The 16,789-nt window shown below is 66.0% G+C and carries 16 protein-coding genes; 7 read left to right on the top strand and 9 right to left on the bottom strand.

What is annotated here, in order from left to right; all coding sequences use genetic code 11:
• The first annotated feature begins 12 nt into the window (after positions 1-12).
• The 6 genes from CEY08_RS20395 to CEY08_RS20370 are packed head-to-tail and all read left to right on the top strand — an operon-like array spanning position 13 to position 7,144.
• Positions 13-759 (top strand): SDR family oxidoreductase, encoded by a 747-nt coding sequence (locus tag CEY08_RS20395; protein ID WP_076815469.1) that lies wholly within the window; start codon positions 13-15, stop codon positions 757-759.
• 29 nt (positions 760-788) lie between these two features.
• Complete coding sequence (locus tag CEY08_RS20390; RefSeq protein WP_042795105.1) at positions 789-1,655, top strand: fumarylacetoacetate hydrolase family protein; 867 nt, start codon at positions 789-791, stop codon at positions 1,653-1,655.
• A 24-nt stretch (positions 1,656-1,679) separates the two neighbouring features.
• Entirely contained in the window at positions 1,680-3,215 is a 1,536-nt protein-coding gene (locus CEY08_RS20385) for a UxaA family hydrolase (RefSeq protein WP_042795103.1), read from the top strand.
• Positions 3,216-3,261: 46 nt separating this feature from the next.
• A complete protein-coding gene (gene manD / locus CEY08_RS20380; protein ID WP_042795102.1) occupies positions 3,262-4,473 on the top strand; it encodes a D-mannonate dehydratase ManD in 1,212 nt (403 codons plus the stop codon).
• Positions 4,474-4,476: 3 nt separating this feature from the next.
• On the top strand, positions 4,477-6,039 hold the full coding sequence (locus CEY08_RS20375; RefSeq protein WP_076815467.1) for a mannitol dehydrogenase family protein: 1,563 nt from the start codon (positions 4,477-4,479) through the stop codon (positions 6,037-6,039).
• A gap of 40 nt (positions 6,040-6,079) precedes the next feature.
• Positions 6,080-7,144: an Ldh family oxidoreductase gene (locus tag CEY08_RS20370; protein ID WP_088607775.1), complete on the top strand. Its 1,065-nt coding sequence runs from the start codon at positions 6,080-6,082 to the stop codon at positions 7,142-7,144.
• 29 nt (positions 7,145-7,173) lie between these two features.
• Here CEY08_RS20370 and CEY08_RS20365 read toward each other — a convergent pair whose 3' ends face one another.
• From CEY08_RS20365 to CEY08_RS20345, 5 genes are all read right to left on the bottom strand, one after another.
• Positions 7,174-8,175 (bottom strand): amidohydrolase family protein, encoded by a 1,002-nt coding sequence (locus CEY08_RS20365; protein ID WP_042795099.1) that lies wholly within the window; start codon positions 8,173-8,175, stop codon positions 7,174-7,176.
• A gap of 69 nt (positions 8,176-8,244) precedes the next feature.
• Positions 8,245-8,796 (bottom strand): 3-hydroxyanthranilate 3,4-dioxygenase, encoded by a 552-nt coding sequence (locus CEY08_RS20360; RefSeq protein WP_076815465.1) that lies wholly within the window; start codon positions 8,794-8,796, stop codon positions 8,245-8,247.
• A gap of 127 nt (positions 8,797-8,923) precedes the next feature.
• Complete coding sequence (locus CEY08_RS20355; protein WP_076815463.1) at positions 8,924-9,904, bottom strand: LysR substrate-binding domain-containing protein; 981 nt, start codon at positions 9,902-9,904, stop codon at positions 8,924-8,926.
• Positions 9,905-9,910: 6 nt separating this feature from the next.
• Entirely contained in the window at positions 9,911-10,363 is a 453-nt protein-coding gene (locus CEY08_RS20350; RefSeq protein ID WP_042795096.1) for a RidA family protein, read from the bottom strand.
• Between the two features lie 25 nt (positions 10,364-10,388).
• Positions 10,389-11,846 (bottom strand): 2-hydroxymuconic semialdehyde dehydrogenase, encoded by a 1,458-nt coding sequence (locus CEY08_RS20345; RefSeq protein WP_076815460.1) that lies wholly within the window; start codon positions 11,844-11,846, stop codon positions 10,389-10,391.
• A 140-nt stretch (positions 11,847-11,986) separates the two neighbouring features.
• Between CEY08_RS20345 and CEY08_RS20340 the strand changes: the two genes are divergently transcribed.
• On the top strand, positions 11,987-12,484 hold the full coding sequence (locus CEY08_RS20340; RefSeq protein WP_063642803.1) for a MarR family winged helix-turn-helix transcriptional regulator: 498 nt from the start codon (positions 11,987-11,989) through the stop codon (positions 12,482-12,484).
• 11 nt (positions 12,485-12,495) lie between these two features.
• On the opposite strand, the gene CEY08_RS20335 is transcribed toward CEY08_RS20340, so the two are convergent.
• The 4 genes from CEY08_RS20335 to CEY08_RS20320 form a co-directional block, all read right to left on the bottom strand.
• Positions 12,496-13,422: a YihY/virulence factor BrkB family protein gene (locus CEY08_RS20335; RefSeq protein WP_042795094.1), complete on the bottom strand. Its 927-nt coding sequence runs from the start codon at positions 13,420-13,422 to the stop codon at positions 12,496-12,498.
• A 201-nt stretch (positions 13,423-13,623) separates the two neighbouring features.
• A complete protein-coding gene (gene groL, locus CEY08_RS20330; protein ID WP_042795093.1) occupies positions 13,624-15,264 on the bottom strand; it encodes a chaperonin GroEL in 1,641 nt (546 codons plus the stop codon).
• A gap of 37 nt (positions 15,265-15,301) precedes the next feature.
• Complete coding sequence (gene groES, locus CEY08_RS20325) at positions 15,302-15,589, bottom strand: co-chaperone GroES (RefSeq protein ID WP_006221616.1); 288 nt, start codon at positions 15,587-15,589, stop codon at positions 15,302-15,304.
• 181 nt (positions 15,590-15,770) lie between these two features.
• Positions 15,771-16,691 (bottom strand): LysR family transcriptional regulator, encoded by a 921-nt coding sequence (locus CEY08_RS20320; RefSeq protein WP_076815458.1) that lies wholly within the window; start codon positions 16,689-16,691, stop codon positions 15,771-15,773.
• Positions 16,692-16,789: the final 98 nt, after the last annotated feature.

Genomic DNA, 16,789 nt, shown 5'->3' with positions numbered 1-16,789 from the left:
AAGGAAAACGTCATGACTGGAAGGCTGCAAGGCAAGATCGCCATCGTCACCGCCGCAGGCCAGGGCATAGGCCGCGCCGTGGCCGAGGCGTACGTCCGCGAAGGCGCCGACGTGCTGGCGCTGGATATCAATGGCGAGGCGCTGGAGACGCTGGCGGGATGCCGGCGGCGGACGCTGGACGTGACCGACGCCGGCGCGATCGGCGCGCTGGCCGCCGAGGCGGGGCCGGTGGACGTGCTGTTCAACGGCGCCGGCTTCGTCCACGCCGGGACTATTCTGGACTGCGACGAAAAGGCCTGGGACTTCTCGTTCGAATTGAATGTGAAGTCGATGTATCGCATGATCCGCGCCTGCCTGCCCGGTATGCTGGCGCGCGGCGGCGGCTCCATCGTCAACATGGCCTCGGTGGCTTCCAGCATCAAGGGCGCGCCCAATCGCTGCGTCTACGGCGCCACGAAGGCGGCGGTGATCGGGCTGACCAAGTCCGTGGCCGCGGATTACGTGGGCCAGGGCATACGCTGCAACGCCATCTGCCCGGGCACCGTGGAGTCGCCTTCGCTGCGCCAGCGCATCGAGGCACAGGCGCAAGCCGGCGGGCAGACGCTGGCCTCTGTCGAGGCCGCCTTCGTTGCCCGTCAGCCTATGGGGCGCATTGGCAGCGCGGAGGAAATTGCCTTGCTGGCGGTGTATCTGGCCAGCGACGAATCCGCCTTCACCACCGGCACGGCGCAGGTTATCGACGGCGGCTGGTCGAACTGAATACTCACAACACACATGAGGAACATACGATGAAATTGTTGCGCTATGGCGCGAAAGGCGCGGAGAAACCGGGGATGCTGGACGCCAGCGGGCAGGTGCGGGACTTGTCGGCGATCGTGCCGGACATTGCCGCCGCCATGCTCACGCCTGCCGGGCTGGCGCCGCTGCGCGAGCTGGACCCGGCCAGCCTGCCATTGGTGGATCGGCCGGGCCGCCTGGCCCCGCCATGGAGCGGCATGGGCAAGTTCATCTGCATCGGCCTGAACTACGCCGATCATGCGGCCGAGTCCGGCTTGCAGGTGCCGGCCGAACCGGTGATTTTCATGAAACCTACCTCGGCTGTGGTGGGCTGCAACGATCCGGTGGTGTTGCCGCAGGGCTCCGTCAAGACCGACTGGGAGGTCGAACTGGGCGTGGTTATTGGCGAGCGGGCCCGTTACGTCAGCGAAGCCGATGCCATGCGCCACGTGGCCGGTTACTGCGTGGTGAACGACGTGTCCGAGCGCGAATACCAGATCGAGCGCGGCGGCACGTGGGACAAGGGCAAGGGCTGCGACACCTTCGGCCCGGTTGGCCCTTGGCTGGCCACCGCCGACGAGATCGCCGATCCACAGGCGCTGGGCATGTGGCTCGATGTCAACGGCAAGCGTTATCAGAATGGCAGTACCCGCACCATGGTGTTCGGCGTGGCGCAGCTGGTGTCGTACGTAAGCCGCTTCATGACCCTGTACCCGGGAGATCTGATCAGCACCGGCACGCCGCCGGGCGTGGGCATGGGGCAAAAGCCTACGCCCGTGTACCTGAAGGCGGGAGACGAGATGCGGCTGGGCATCGAGGGGCTGGGCGAGCAGCGCCAGCGCGTCCACGCCTGGGATCCTTCGCTGATCGACGGTTAGCGGCGCGCGCGCCAGGAGCCATCCATGTCTGAAACCGATACCGCGGTCATACGCATCCACCCGGCGGACAATGTGGTGATCGCCAGGCGCCAGCTGGCCGGCGGCACACGCCTGGCCGGCGAGAACGTCACGGTGCGCGGGCTGGTGCCGCCTGGGCACAAGGTGGCCACGCGCGCTATCGCCGCCGGGGAGCCTGTACGCCGCTACAACCAGGTGATCGGCGTGGCCCGCTGCGACATCGCGCCGGGTTCGCACGTGCACACGCAGAACCTGGAGTTCTCCGACTTCGAGCGCGACTACGCCGTGGGCGCCGATGCGCGCGCCACCGATTACGTCGAAACGCCGGCGCAATTCGACGGCATCTTGCGGGCCGACGGCCGCGTGGCCACCCGCAACTACATCGGCATTCTCACCAGCGTGAACTGTTCCGCCACGGCTGCGCGCGCCATCGCCGACCATTTCCGCCGCGACATCCACCCCGACGCGCTGGCTGCCTATCCGAACGTGGACGGCGTGGTGGCGTTGACCCATGGCGCGGGCTGCGCCACCGGCAGCGAAGGCGAGCCGCTGCGCGTGCTGCGTCGCACGCTCGGCGGCTACGCCAGGCACCCCAACTTTGCGGGTCTGCTGGTGCTGGGCCTGGGCTGCGAAACCAATCAGATCGGCGGCCTGATGGAGCAGGAAGGGCTGCGCGAAAACGGATTGCTGCACACCTTCAACATTCAGGAGACCGGCGGCACGCGCAAGACGGTGGAGCACGGCATCGCACTGGTCCAGGCCATGCTGGCGCAGGCCGATCGCGCGCGCCGCCAGCCCGTCCCTGCAAGCAGGCTGACCGTAGGCCTGCAATGCGGCGGGTCTGATGGTTATTCGGGCATCAGCGCCAACCCCGCGCTGGGCGCCGCCGTGGACCTGCTGGTGCGCCACGGCGGTACCGCCATCCTGTCGGAGACGCCGGAGATCTACGGCGGAGAGCATCTGCTCACGCGGCGCGCCGCCACGCCCGAGGTCGCGGCCAAGCTGCTGGCGCGGCTGCGCTGGTGGGAGGACTACTGTGCCCGCAACGATGCCGAAATGGACAACAACCCGTCGGCCGGCAACAAGGCGGGCGGGCTGACCACCATTCTGGAGAAGTCGTTGGGCGCCATCGCCAAGAGCGGCACGACCCGCCTGGCGGATGTGTATGAGTATGCCGAGACAGTCCGCGAGCGTGGGCTGGTATTCATGGATACGCCAGGCTACGACCCGGTTTCCGCCACCGGCCAGGTCGCCGGGGGCGCCAACCTGATCTGCTTCACCACCGGCCGCGGCTCGGCCTATGGTTGCGCGCCCGCGCCGTCGTTGAAGCTGTCGACCAACACGGCCTTGTGGCAGCGGCAGTCCGACGATATCGACATCAATTGCGGTGAAGTGGTGGATGGTGCGCAGAGCGTGGCCGAGATGGGCGAGCGCATATTCCGCCTGATGCTGGAAACGGCCTCGGGACGGCGCACGCGCAGCGAGGAACACGGCTACGGCCAGAACGAATTCGTGCCTTGGCAGTTGGGCGCGGTGATGTAGGCGTCCGGCTTCCGCCAGGAATTTTCAGCCTTACACAGGACCACTCATGAAGATTATCCAAGCGCGCGTCATCGTCTGCAGCCCGGGCCGCAATTTCGTCACCTTGAAGATCGAGACCGATGAAGGCCTGTACGGCATCGGCGACGCCACGCTCAACGGGCGCGAGCTGGCCGTGGCGGCCTACCTGACTGAACACGTGATTCCCTGCCTGATCGGCCGCGACCCGCAGCAGATCGAGGACATCTGGCAATACCTGTACCGTGGCGCGTACTGGCGGCGCGGACCGGTCACCATGTCCGCGATCGCCGCCGTGGACACGGCGTTGTGGGACATCAAGGCCAAGGCGGCGGGCATGCCGCTGTACCAGTTGTTGGGCGGCAAGAGCCGTTCGGGCGTCATGGTCTACGGCCACGCCAATGGCCGCGACATCGATGAAACCGTGGACGAGGTGCTGCGCTATCGCGAAATGGGCTACCTGGCCATCCGCGCCCAGAGCGGGGTGCCTGGGCTGAACTCGGTGTACGGCGTAGGCCGTGGCCGCATGTTCTACGAACCGGCCGATGCCTCGCTGCCTTCCGAGCACGACTGGTCCACGGAGAAATACCTGGACCATGCGCCGCGCCTGTTCCAGCGGGTGCGTGATGCGGTCGGTTGGGAGACCCATCTGCTGCACGACGTGCACCACAGGCTGACACCCATCGAAGCCGGCCGGCTGGGCAAGTCGCTGGAACCGTACCGCCTGTTCTGGATGGAGGACGCCACGCCGGCGGAAAACCAGGAAGCCTTCCGCCTGATCCGCCAGCACACCGTCACGCCGCTGGCCGTGGGCGAGGTCTTCAACACCATCTGGGACTGCAAGGATCTGATCGAACACCAGCTGATCGACTACATCCGCGCCACGGTGGTGCACGCGGGCGGCATTACGCATCTGCGCCGCATCGCCGATCTGGCCTCGCTATACCAGGTGCGCACCGGCTGCCACGGCGCCACCGACCTGTCGCCTGCCTGCATGGGCGCGGCCCTGCATTTCGACCTGTGGGTGCCGAATTTCGGCATCCAGGAGTACATGCGGCACACTGACGAAACCGACGCAGTGTTTCCCCATGCTTACAGCTTCAGTCAGGGCATGCTATACCCTGGCGACGCGCCGGGCCATGGCGTCGACATCGACGAAAAGCTCGCCGCCAGATATCCCTACCAACGCGCCTACCTGCCAGTCAACCGGCAGGCGCATGATGGCGCACTATGGCACTGGTAATCCATGCTCGAACGCTTGAACTCGGAGTCGCTCCCGCATCTGCCCGAAGATGTGGAATCTCCCGCCTATGACCGCAGCCGGGTGACGCCCGGCATCGTGCACCTGGGTATTGGCGCTTTCCATCGCGCCCACCAGGCGGTCGTGACAGACCTGGCCATGGCGGCAAGCGGGGACCTGAGTTGGGGCATCGTGGGCGTTTCGCTGCGCAGCCCCGCCACGCGCGATGCGCTGACGCCGCAGGACGGTCTGTACACCCTGGCGCTGCGCGACGCCGACCCTGAAGGGAACGAGCGCGAGCAACTGCGGGTGGTCGGGTCGGTGTTGCGGGTCGTGGTGGCCGAGGAAGACCCCCAGGCGGTGCTGGAACGCATCGCGTCCGCCCAGACGCGCATCGTCAGCCTGACGGTCACCGAAAAGGGCTACAGCCACGAACCCGCTACCGGCCACCTGCGCTGGGATGATCCGGACATCGTTCACGACCTCGCGCATCCGGTCAGGCCGCGCAGCACCATCGGCATCCTGGTGTATGGCCTGGCGCTGCGGCGCGAACGCAGCCTGCCCCCCGTCACGCTGCTGTCCTGCGACAACCTGCACGCCAACGGCGACACGCTGCGCAGCCTGGTGCTCGCCTTCGCCTTGCGGGTCGATGTGGGCCTGACCGCATGGATCGACAACAACTGCACTTTTCCGAATTCCATGGTGGACCGCATCGTGCCGGGCACGCAGGATGAAGACCGCGCGCGCGTGGCAGCGCGCCTGGGATTCGAGGACGCCTGGCCGGTCGTGGGCGAGCCCTTCCTAAACTGGGTCATCGAGGACAAGTTCGCGGCCGGCAGGCCAGCCTGGGACGCGGCCGGCGCGAACTTCGTGCGCAACGCCGCGCCTTACGAGCGCCTGAAGCTGCGCATGGTCAACGCGCCGCATTCCGCATTCGCGTACCTGGGCGCGATGCTGGGTCTGCGCACCAATAGCGAGGCCGCCGCGACGCCGGCGCTGCGCCGCTATGTCGACGACATGATGCGGCTGGAGCTTGCGCCCACGCTGCGCGGCGTTCCGGGATCGGGGCTGGATGAGTATCGCCAGCGCTTCCTGGCGCGCGTGTCCAATCCGGCGCTGCCTCACCTCACCCGGCAGGTCGCGATGGATGGTTCGCAGAAGGTGCCGCAGCGCCTGCTCGCTGCCATTCGCGATCGCAAGCAACGCGGAGAGGATTTCGCCCGGCTGACCCTGGCCGTGGCCGCGTGGCTGCACTATCTGCGCGGATATGACGAGCAGGGCAACACCTATTCCATACAGGATCCGCTAGCCGAGGCGCTGGCCAAGCTGCTGGCGCGCGCAGAAGTGGCCGCCACGGCCTCGGCCCCGTCGCAGGCGGCGCACCGGCGCGCCATGGTGGTGGCCGGGTTCCGGCCCGTTTTCGGGGACCTGGGCGGCAAGCCTGCTTTCGTCGAAGTGCTGGCCGTGCAGTGGGAGCGGCTGCGGACGCTGGGTGTGCTGGGCGCGTTGGAAGCCCTGGAGCGGGACACGGCCCAGGCGGGCGCACCCTTGCCTGTGTCGGCCGCATGACCTCAGGCGGCATGCCGCCAGCATCGATAAGGAGCGCAGCATGGACAGGCGCGAAAACGTGGACGCGGCGCAGTGGCGGCAATGGGCCGAAGCCTGCTTGCGGGCCCTGGATTTCAGCGCGGCCGACGCGCAGTGCCTGGCATCCAGCCTGGCGCAGACCAGCCTGTGGGGCATCGACTCCCATGGCATCGCGCGGCTGCCGCATTACCTGAACCGGGTCGTCCATGGCTCCATCCTGGCGCGGCCGCAAATCCGTATCGAGCAGAGCGGGCCGGCGACCGCGCAGGTGCATGGCGGCAGGGGCCACGGCATCGTGGTGGCTCACCGAGCCAATGCGGCCGCGATGGCGCTGGCGCGAGAAGCAGGCGTGAGCGCCGTGGGAGTCAGCGATTCCTCGCATTGCGGGGCCATCGGCCTGTACACGCGCGCGGCCGCCAAGGAAGGACTGATCGGCATCGCCTTCACGCATTCCGATTCCATTGCCGCGCCATTCGGCGGCTGGCAACCGTATTTCGGCACGAATCCCATTTCCTTCGCCTTCCCCAGGCAGGGCGGCGAGCCGCTATGCCTGGACATGGCGACGACTTCAATCCCGTGGAACCGGGTCATGAATGCGCGTCGCGACGGCGTGGAACTGCCCGCGGGGGTGGCACTGGATGCCGAGGGGCGTAGCGTGACCGACGCGGAGCGTGTCCGCGCCTTGACGCCCTTGGGCGGCGACTACGGCCACAAGGGCTACGGCCTGGCGATGATGATCGAGCTCTTGTGCGGGCCGCTCAACGGCAATCCTTACGGACCGCACATCGGTCCCATGTACGAGCAGCTGGATCGTCCGCGCGAATTGGGGGCGTTCTTCATCGTCATGGATCCCGCCCGGTTCGCGGGCGGCGCGGCACTGGCTGCCGTGGCGGCGGGCATGGCGGCCGAACTGGCGGCGCAGCCCGGATCGCCCCGCGTGCCGGGCGATCCCGAACTGGCCTCGCAGGCGCAGCGCCAGGCCGGGGGGATTCCGGTGCCGCCGGCGTTGAAGGTTGAAATGGCCGAGTGGAGCGCCAGGTTGGGGCTCCCGCTGCCGGCGTTTGTGCCGTTGGACGGCGAGGCCTGAGCGCAGCCGTCCCGCCTACGCAAGAAGTATCAGGGGGCCAGGCCGAAGAACTCCATCGTGTTGCGGCTCAAGACCTTCTGCTGCACCTCGGGCTGCAGGCCGGCGTTCGCCACCAGTTTGCCCACTTCCTGCTCGCCCAGCGGATAGGGGTAGTCCGAGCCCAGCAACACCCGGTCTTCTCCCATTACGTCGATCAGCAGGCGCAGCGCGCGCGGATCGAACACCGCGCTATCGGTGTAGAAGCGGTCGGTGTAGGAAGAGGGCAATTGCGGACAGTCCTGGCGGATGATGTCGCGATGGCGCCAGGCATTGTCCACGCGCCCCAGCAGAAAGGCGAAGCTGCCGCCGCCATGCGCGAAGCAGAGCTTCAGGCTGCGCGGTATGCGCTCGAAGGCGCCAGAGAGAATCAGCGACAGGATACCCAGTTGCGTTTCCGCGGGCATGGCCACCAGCCACGGCAGCATCCACTTCTTCATGCGCCCGTCGGTCATCATGTCCCAGGGGTGCACCAGCACTGGAATGTCATTGTTGGCGCAGTGGATCAGGAACTGCACCAGGGTCTCGTCGTCCAGGTCGCGGGGACCGACGTGATTGCCGATCTGCACGCCCAGGTGGCCGGCGGCGCGGGCTCGCGACGCTTCCTTGCAGGCCAGCTCCAGGTCCTGCAACGGGACTTGCGCCAGCGCCTTCAGGCGCGCCGGCGCATGCGCGCAATGCTCCAGCGCCAGGTCGTTCATGCGGGCCGCCCAGTCCGCGGCAGCCTGCGCGGGATAGGAATAGCCGAACATGATGGGCGTCGCGCACAGGATCTGCAGGTCCACGCCGTTGCGGTCCATCTGCCGCAGGCGCAGGGCCGGGTCCCACAAGGTGGCGTCCACCGGGCGGAACGGGCGGTCGCCCGCCATGATCTGGCCGGTCGAACCGTCGCCGTCCAACCGCAGCCAGGGCGCGTTGACGGGGTCCAGCGCCGCCGCTTCCTGCCGGGTGATCGGCGGGAAAAAGTGCGCGTGCATGTCGATTTTTTGGGTCATGTGCAAAAGAAAGGAAGTCGGTCGGGCGTGCGGCGGCTTGCCGCAAGGCTGGTCTGGCTGAAAAGGCATCTAGGCCGGCCCCGCCTGAGCGGAGGGCGCATGCCCCTTGCCCGGATGGATCTCGCCGCAGCCGGGACAGGTGCGCTTTTCGGTGCTGGAATAAAAGGCCTGGAACAGCGGCGGCAGGTCGGTCACGATGCTCTTGAGTTGCACCTCCACGCGGTGCACCAGGCTGCCGCAGGACGGGCAGTACCATTCGAAACCGTCCAGCAGGCCTTGCGGGCGCTGGCGTTCGATGACCAGGCAGGCGCTGTCGGCCTCGGGCCTTTGCGGCGAATGACGCACGTGGGGCGGCAACAGGAAAATGTCGCCTTCCTTGAGGTCCACGCGTTCCGCCTTGCCGTCCACCCACAGCGACAGCCAGGCATTGCCGCGCAACTGGTAGAAGAATTCCTCCAGCGGATCGTCGTGGTAGTCGGTGCGGTGGTTCGGGCCACCGACCACGGTGACGATGAAGTCGGCGTCCTGCCAGATCTGCTGATTGCCGACCGGCGGCTTGAGCAGATGGGCGTGATCGTCAATCCAGCGCTGGAAATTCAACGGCGGGCCATAGGCGGGCATCGGGATCTCCGGAAGTCTGGGGGCGAACCGAGGCCGCCCCATAGCGTGAAGTCTAGGCGGGACCTGGCGGGTCTGCACAATAGAAATTACGCGGTCGGCCATGCCTGATGTCTATGGCGGGATAACCCTAGGTCGTGTGCCAGCCCCCGGTCTCGACGCGTTGCGCCGCGCTTTGCTTCAGATAATCCACCAGGCGCTGACAGGCCGGCGTCAGCGGACGGTCCGCGCGGACTGAGTAGCCCACGTCGCCAAAGGCGCCGAAGGCATCGGTGGGCAGGCGGGCCAGCATGCCCATGGACAGGAACGGCGCCGCCGCGTCGTAGGGCAACAGCGCCAGCGCGTCGCTATGCATGAGTACGCCGATATTGGTCAAAAGCGACAGCGACTCGACATGCCGGGTCGGCAGGCGCAGGCCGGCGTCGAGAAAGCTGCGTTCTATCGAGGCGCGCAGCGGCGAACTGGGGGCGGGCAGGATCCAGATGTGGTCGGCCAGGTCGGCCAGTGCCGCAGGCGGCGCGCCGGCCAGGGGATGGGCGGCGCGCGCCACCAGGCATAGCTCTTCCCGGTAGAGTTTGTGATGATCGACCGCCACGCCAGAGATGGACGCCATGTCGGCGCCCGGCAGGCGGCCGACCACGATGTCCAGGTCTCCTGTCGCCAGCGCCGGCAACAGTTGCGCGGTCGGTCCCTCGCGCACGCTGACCTGGATGCCGGGGTGCGCGGTCATGAGGCGCGCGATGGCTTCGGGCAGCAGTTTGGCAGAGGCGGCGATGAGGGTGCCCACCACCACGTGGCCGCTGGCGCCGCCCAGCACCGCGTCGATGTCGTCGGCCATGTAGCGGATCTCGGCCATCATGGCATGCACGCGGCGGCCCAGCACCATGGCCAGTTCCGTCGGGGTGACGCCGCGATTGGAGCGGTCGAACAGGGTGGCGCCGAAGAAGGCCTCCATTTCGTGGATGGCCTTGGTGACGGTGGGCTGGGTCAGGTGCAGTTCGCTCGCGGCGCGCGACAGCGACCGGCAGGCCAGCACGCGCTCGAAGATCTGCAGCTGGTGCAGTTTCAGCTTGCGGCTGAGCGCGTTGGGCGTGATGCGGAAGTCCGCCATGGGCCGCTAGCGCGCCTGCGGCTTGTAGGCGACCGCCTTGATCTCGATCAGCAGCTGCGGGTGCGGCAGCTGGTGCACGGCGACGGTGGTGCGGGCCGGGCCATCGGAGTCGAAGTACTCGCCATAGACCTTGTTGTAGCCGCCGAAATCGTTCATGTTGACCAGGAAGGTGCTGATCTCGACCACGTCGGCCAGCGTGGCGCCCGCCGTGGCCAAAATATCGCGGATGTTCTCGATGACGGCGCGCGTCTGTACCTGGATGTCCAGCGTGGCGGTGCCCATCGCATCGACCTCGGCGCCAGCGATGCGGTTGTCGGGCAGGCGCGAGCTGGTGCCTGAGACATAAAGAAAGTCCCCGGCGCGCTTGATGTGCGGATACTTGCCGCGCGGCGTGGCCTTGCCGGCGACGACGGTGGCGGTGCTGCCGGCTGGGTCCGATTGGGGCTGGGACGGATTCATCGCATCTTCCTTTGCGTGGGGTGGGTCAGAGCTTAATGCAGACGTTGGTGGGTTCGGTATAGAAATGCAGCGAATGGCGGCCGCCCTCGCGGCCGATCCCCGACAGCCCGCTGCCGCCGAACGGCGTGCGCAGGTCGCGCAGGAACCAGCAATTGACCCAGGCCAGCCCCACCTTCATGGCCTGGGCCACGCGGTGTCCGCGCGCGAGGTTCTGGGTCCATACCGCGGCGGCCAGGCCATAGCGCGTATCGTTGGCCAGGCGGATGGCTTCGTCTTCCGTGTCGAAAGGCGCCACATGGCAGACCGGGCCAAAGACCTCCTCCTTGATGCAGCGGGCGTCCTCCGCCAGACCGGTCCAGATCGTGGGTTGCACATAGGCGCCGTGATCGCGCGCGTCGCCGAACGCCGGCACGCCGCCACCGGTCACGACCGTTGCGCCTTCCTCGCGCGCCAGCGCAAAGTAGGACAGCACTTTCTCGCGATGTTCGCGCGACACCAGCGGCCCCATCTCGGTGGCGGGGTCCATGGGCCAGCCGATGCGCAAGGCTTCGGCCCGCGCCGCCAGCGCCGCGACAAAGCGTTCATAGATCGGACGTTCGACGTAGACGCGTTCGGTGCACAGGCAGACTTGCCCGCAATTGGCGAACACGGATTGCGTCACGCCGTCCACGGCAGCGTCGAAGTCCGCGTCGGCGAACACCAGCGCGGCGTTCTTGCCGCCCAGCTCGAAGGACACCGGCTTCACGCCGGGCGCTACGGCCCGCATGATGGCGGCGCCCGTCGCGGACTCTCCCGTGAAAGTGATGCCGTCGATGTCAGGATGCGTGGTCATGAATTCCCCCGCCGAAGCCGGACCGAAGCCATGCGCCAGGTTCAGCACGCCGGCTGGCAGGCCGGCTTCGTGGGCCACTTCAGCCAGCAGGGTGGCCGTGGAGGGCGTGACTTCGGATGGCTTCATGAGCACCGTATTGCCGAAGGCCAGCGCGGGCGCCACCTTCCAGGTCAGCAACAGCAGCGGCAGATTCCACGGGGAAATCACGCCCACCACGCCCAGCGGCTTGCGGTAGGCATAGTTCAGCGCCTGCCTGCCGTCCGGGGTGTCCGTCATGTAGCTTTCCATGTCCAGCGTGCGCGCCAGCTCGGCAAAGGCGCGGAAATTCGCCGCACCGCGCGGGATATCGATCTTGCCCGCCCAGCCCACCGGCTTGCCTGTGTCGCCGATCTCGGCCTGCAGGAAGTCGTCGAAGCGCCGAGCGATGCCATCGGCCAGCGCCAGCAGATAATCCGTGCGCGCAGCCACCGGCAATCCCGCCCAGGCCGGCAAAGCGCGGTGCGCAGCCGCGACGGCGCGGTCCACCTGGTCGCGGCCCGCTTCGTGGACGTGTGCGATCAGCCGCCCATCCACCGGGCTGTGCTTGTTGAAGGTGGACGCGCCGTCTTCGAAGCGGCCGTCGATGTAGTTGCGCAATTGTCGGATCGTCATGTCCAGCACTCGGTGGGGATGTAAAATAAATACGTATACGTACTATATTGGCGGATCAAAAGAAGCGCAAGGTCTCCCTCCATGGCCGATTTTGTCCATGCCAGCGCCTACAATCGCCAGGCGTATCCCTTGGAAGCCCGATGACCGCCAACGCCAGACCCGCCCGTGCCGAGCAGGCCGCTCCCCAGGCCTTGCAGGCGTTCGACCTGACCCAGGTCGCCTCCCATCTGCTGCGTCGCGCCCATTTCCGCGCCGAAGCCCTGTTTGCGCAGGCCTTTCCCGATGAAGACCTGACGCCGCGCCAGAAGGCGCTGCTGATCACCGTCTACCAGAATCCGGGCGCAACGCAGAACCGGATCGCCGAACTGATCGCGCTGGACCGCAATTCCTTCGCCGAGATGATTGCCCGCATGACCAAGAAGGGCTATGTGCGCCGCAAGCGCTCAGCGCAGGACGGCCGGGCTTACGCGCTGGAGATCACGGAAGAGGGGGTTGCGTTGCTGGCGCGCATCCTGCCGCAGGATGCCGCCGTGGAAGCGGAGGTGCTGGCGCCCATACCGGAGGACCTGCGGCCCGTGTTCCTGAAATGCCTGCGCCTGATGGCAGGGCTGGAACAACAGGACGGCGCCGCGACGTGACGGTGCGGCGTTCAGGAGCCGGGCGCGGCGGTTGAATCCACCGTGGCCGTCCCGGGCGGGTTTTTCCTGCCGAACCGCAGCGCAAACTGGCGCGTGAACACCGCACCAAAGAAGAAGATCTGCGCTGAATAGTAGATCCACAGCAGCAGCGCGATCAGCGATCCCGCCGCGCCGTAAGCGGACACGGCCGCGCCGCGGCTGAGGTAGAGGCCAATGCCCCACTTGCCCACCAGGAACAGCGCCGCCGTCACGATGGCTCCGGGTATCACGTCCGGCCACGAAATCCTGGCGCTGGGCAGCAGCTTATAGATGACCGCGAAGAGCGCCACCACGATGGAAAACGAAAACAGGCTGGAGATCCATTCCGCCACCAAGGCGAACGACGACGCCGTCCACAAATCGCCGTAGTAGGTGCGCGCGGCGCCGAGAGCGGCGTTCACTGTCAGCGAGATCAACAGGAACAGCGCCAGCACCAGCACCAGTCCAAACGACAGCATGCGGCTGCGGACCATGCCGTGCAGCCCGCCTTTCTGGTTGGCCGAGACCTCCCATAGTTCGTCCAGGCTGGCCTTCAGTTCCGCGAAGGCCGTGGTGGCGCTGAAGATCAGCACAAAAATGGAGATCAGGGCCGCGATCCAGCCTTTGCCCGATTCATGGGCGCTGGCCAGCACGGTCTGGATGACTTCAGCGCCGCGTTCGCCGGTCAGGTCGCGCAGCTGCGAAAACAACTCCGAGCGCACGGCGTCCTCGCCGAAGAATGCGCCCGCCACCGCGATCACCAGGATCAGCATGGGCGCAAGCGAAAACACCATGTACAGCGCCAGCGCCGCGCCTTTGCTCGACGCGCGATGGGTCGACCACTGCTTGGCGGAGTCCATCAGCAGCCCGCCGATTTCGGACGGGTGCAGCGTACGCAACAGGGTCTTCGGAAAACGCATGGGGCTCGGCTCTTTCTGGGGGAGCCTTCATTGTAGGGACGCATGCGCCGCGGCGAAACCCGCAGATTGTGCGCAAACGTGTTCGCTAGTGAGGCCGCGTTGCGCGGGAAAAGAAAAACCCCCGGGGCGAAGGACCGGGGGTTTTTCGGGATACTGCATTCCCCGGCCGGAGCCGGGGAGGCCTTGCAAGGAGGGCTGGACTTAGAAGTCCATGCCGCCCATGCCGCCCATGCCGCCGGGCATGGCCGGAGCAGCGGGCTTGTCTTCGGCCAGTTCGACCACGGCAGCTTCGGCGGTCAGCAGCAGGCTGGCGACGGAAGCGGCGTTCTGCAGGGCGGTGCGGGTCACCTTGGTGGGATCCAGCACGCCTTGCTCGACCAGGTCGGTGTACTCGCCGGTCGCGGCGTTGTAGCCGTAGTTGCCCTTGCCGTTCAGCACGGTGTTGACGACCACGCTGGCTTCTTCGCCGGCGTTGGTGACGATGGTGCGCAGCGGCTCTTCCACAGCACGCAGGATCAGCTTGATGCCGGCGTTCTGGTCAGGCGTGTCGCCCTTCAGGTCAGCGATGGCTTGCTTGGCGCGCAGCAGAGCAACGCCGCCGCCAGCCACAACGCCTTCTTCCACTGCAGCGCGCGTGGCGTGCAGGGCGTCTTCGACGCGAGCCTTCTTTTCCTTCATTTCGACTTCGGTGGCAGCGCCAACGCGAATCACGGCAACGCCGCCGGCCAGCTTGGCCACGCGTTCTTGCAGCTTTTCACGGTCGTAGTCGGAGGTGGCTTCTTCGATCTGGACGCGGATTTGCTTGACGCGAGCTTCGATCGACTTGCTGTCGCCAGCGCCGTCGATGATGGTCGTGTTTTCCTTGCCCACTTCGATGCGCTTGGCTTGGCCCAGTTCAGCCAGACCGGCCTTTTCCAGCGACATGCCGGTTTCTTCGGAGATCACCGTGCCGCCCGTCAGGATGGCGATGTCTTCCAGCATGGCCTTGCGGCGGTCGCCGAAGCCAGGAGCCTTGACGGCGGTCGTCTTCAGGATGCCGCGGATGTTGTTCACAACCAGGGTAGCCAGGGCTTCGCCTTCGACGTCTTCAGCGATGATCAGCAGAGGACGGCTCGACTTGGCAACTTGTTCCAGCACGGGCAGCAGGTCACGGATGTTGCTGATCTTCTTGTCGAAAATCAGGACAAACGGATCTTCCAGCGCGGCAACTTGCTTGTCCGGGTTGTTGATGAAGTAGGGCGACAGGTAGCCGCGGTCGAATTGCATGCCTTCGACGACGTCCAGCTCGTTTTCCAGCGACTTGCCGTCTTCGACGGTGATGACGCCTTCCTTGCCGACCTTGTCCATCGCGTCAGCGATGATCTGGCCGATGGAGGTGTCGCTGTTGGCGGAGATCGAGCCGACCTGGGCGATTTCCTTGCTGGTCGTGACCGGCTTGGATTGCTTCTTCAGTTCAGCGACGGCGGCGGCGACAGCCTTGTCGATGCCGCGCTTCAGGTCGATCGGGTTGAAACCGGCGGCAACGTACTTCAGGCCTTCCTGAACGATGGCCTGGGCCAGCACGGTGGCGGTGGTGGTGCCGTCACCGGCGTTGTCGGAGGTCTTCGAGGCGACGTCCTTGACCAGCTGGGCGCCGATGTTCTCGAACTTGTCCTTCAGTTCGATTTCCTTGGCGACGGACACGCCGTCCTTGGTCACGGTCGGGGCGCCGAACGAGCGCTCCAGCACGACGTTGCGACCCTTGGGGCCCAGGGTGGTCTTGACAGCGTTGGCGAGGACATTCACGCCACGGACGATGCGCACGCGGGCGTCATCACCGAACAATACTTGCTTGGCAGCCATTTCTTAGCTTCCTTCGAAAATTCGTTTGAGGCGGGGTTTACTGGACCACGGCGAGGATTTCGTCCTCGCGGATGACGAGCAGCTCTTCGCCGTCAACCTTCACGGACTGGCCGGCGTACTTGCCGAACAGCACCTTGTCGCCAGCCTTCAGGTCGACCGGCAGGATCTTGCCGTCTTCGGTCTTCTTGCCGGGGCCGACGGCCACGACTTCACCCTGATCGGGCTTTTCGGCGGCGCTGTCGGGGATAACGATGCCCGATGCAGTCTTGCGCTCGTTTTCGAGGCGTTTGACGATCACGCGATCGCCCAGGGGACGCAAGGCCATGAGGAACTCCTGTTGCAAAAAAAGAGAAGGAAATGATCGGTTAGGCCCGGGAACGTTGTTAGCACTCACCGGTGTCGAGTGCTAATTATAGGGATGATGTTCTAGGGTTCAAGGGGGGAAGGCGCGCTGTTACATATTGGCGGCTGCCGTCGAATTCCCTTGAACGAGGCGGAACCTGGGGTCAACCCTGGAGCGAGCCGGCGGTCAGCACGCGGTTCAGGGATTCCAGCAACAGGTTGAGCGTGGGGCTGCGTGGCGCGCCATTTCTCAGCACCAGCTCATAAGGTTCGCTGCGCGATTTGAGGTGCAGAGGCAGCACGCCGACGAGGTGGTGGCGGCAGAAGTAGTTCGCCACGTCGTCGGACACCAGGGCCACCAGGTCGGTATTGCGGCTGAGCAGGGATAGGGTGGTGAGCGTGGAGGTGGTCTCGACCAGGTGTAGCGGGAAGTTGAGCTGCGCTTCGTGGAACTCGCGTTCCAGCAGCCGGCGCATGGGCATGTGGGCGCGGTAGACCACCCAGCGGCTGTCCTGCAGGTCGGTCAACTCGACGGATTCCGATCCCATGGCGGGGTGGTCGACGTTGGCGATCACGGAGAGCGATTCGTCCTTGATAAAGATCGATTCGTAAATGTCCGGCGTCCTGCTTACCGAGGAGCGGCAGATGGCCGCGTCCAGGCGGCCGCGGTCCACCAGGTCCAGCAGGGTTTCGCTGGTGTCCTCCACCACTTCCACGGTCGTGCGAGGCTGCTGCTGGAGCAGGTCGGAGATCACGTCGGTCAGCAGGGGCACCGCGCCCATGATGGTCCCGATCGCCAGCCGGCCGCCCGCGCCGCTGGCAATCGCTTCCAGCTCAAACCTCAGGTTATTGATGTCGGCCTGGATCAGTCGCGCAAACCGCAACACGCACTTTCCGGCTTCATTAGGTATTAACCCTCGGTTGGTGCGTGCGAAGAGTTCGACCTGGAAGGTCTGTTCCAGCTCGCGCAAGGCCTTGCTCGCACCGGGCTGGGTGAGTCCGACCTTGTCCGCCGCGCCAAGCAGGGAGCCGCTTTCCTCGATGGCGATGAGCAGCCGCAACTGCTTCGCGTGCAGCCGCGACATCACGGAATTCAGACTCGGCGCGGGATTCACTATGAATAAAAGTTATATCTCTATCGCAAGCTGTCAGTGTACCGAAATCGGCCGCCTCCCTAGACTGC

It is taken from the genome of Achromobacter insolitus (assembly GCF_002209555.1).
Taxonomy (GTDB): domain Bacteria; phylum Pseudomonadota; class Gammaproteobacteria; order Burkholderiales; family Burkholderiaceae_B; genus Achromobacter; species Achromobacter insolitus.
The sequence above is the reverse complement of the archived record's forward strand: the minus strand, read 5'-3'. Positions and strand labels throughout refer to the sequence as shown.

Excerpts from the sequence above, each read along its gene's own strand:
- CEY08_RS20395 (WP_076815469.1), top strand. The coding sequence starts at position 13 with ATGACTGGAAGGCTGCAAGGCAAGATCGCCATCGTCACCGCCGCAGGC.
- CEY08_RS20390 (WP_042795105.1), top strand. The coding sequence starts at position 789 with ATGAAATTGTTGCGCTATGGCGCGAAAGGCGCGGAGAAACCGGGGATG.
- CEY08_RS20385 (WP_042795103.1), top strand. The coding sequence starts at position 1,680 with ATGTCTGAAACCGATACCGCGGTCATACGCATCCACCCGGCGGACAAT.
- manD (WP_042795102.1), top strand. The coding sequence starts at position 3,262 with ATGAAGATTATCCAAGCGCGCGTCATCGTCTGCAGCCCGGGCCGCAAT.
- CEY08_RS20375 (WP_076815467.1), top strand. The coding sequence starts at position 4,477 with ATGCTCGAACGCTTGAACTCGGAGTCGCTCCCGCATCTGCCCGAAGAT.
- CEY08_RS20370 (WP_088607775.1), top strand. The coding sequence starts at position 6,080 with ATGGACAGGCGCGAAAACGTGGACGCGGCGCAGTGGCGGCAATGGGCC.
- CEY08_RS20365 (WP_042795099.1), bottom strand. The coding sequence starts at position 8,175 with ATGACCCAAAAAATCGACATGCACGCGCACTTTTTCCCGCCGATCACC.
- CEY08_RS20360 (WP_076815465.1), bottom strand. The coding sequence starts at position 8,796 with ATGCCCGCCTATGGCCCGCCGTTGAATTTCCAGCGCTGGATTGACGAT.
- CEY08_RS20355 (WP_076815463.1), bottom strand. The coding sequence starts at position 9,904 with ATGGCGGACTTCCGCATCACGCCCAACGCGCTCAGCCGCAAGCTGAAA.
- CEY08_RS20350 (WP_042795096.1), bottom strand. The coding sequence starts at position 10,363 with ATGAATCCGTCCCAGCCCCAATCGGACCCAGCCGGCAGCACCGCCACC.
- CEY08_RS20345 (WP_076815460.1), bottom strand. The coding sequence starts at position 11,846 with ATGACGATCCGACAATTGCGCAACTACATCGACGGCCGCTTCGAAGAC.
- CEY08_RS20340 (WP_063642803.1), top strand. The coding sequence starts at position 11,987 with ATGACCGCCAACGCCAGACCCGCCCGTGCCGAGCAGGCCGCTCCCCAG.
- CEY08_RS20335 (WP_042795094.1), bottom strand. The coding sequence starts at position 13,422 with ATGCGTTTTCCGAAGACCCTGTTGCGTACGCTGCACCCGTCCGAAATC.
- groL (WP_042795093.1), bottom strand. The coding sequence starts at position 15,264 with ATGGCTGCCAAGCAAGTATTGTTCGGTGATGACGCCCGCGTGCGCATC.
- groES (WP_006221616.1), bottom strand. The coding sequence starts at position 15,589 with ATGGCCTTGCGTCCCCTGGGCGATCGCGTGATCGTCAAACGCCTCGAA.
- CEY08_RS20320 (WP_076815458.1), bottom strand. The coding sequence starts at position 16,691 with ATGTCGCGGCTGCACGCGAAGCAGTTGCGGCTGCTCATCGCCATCGAG.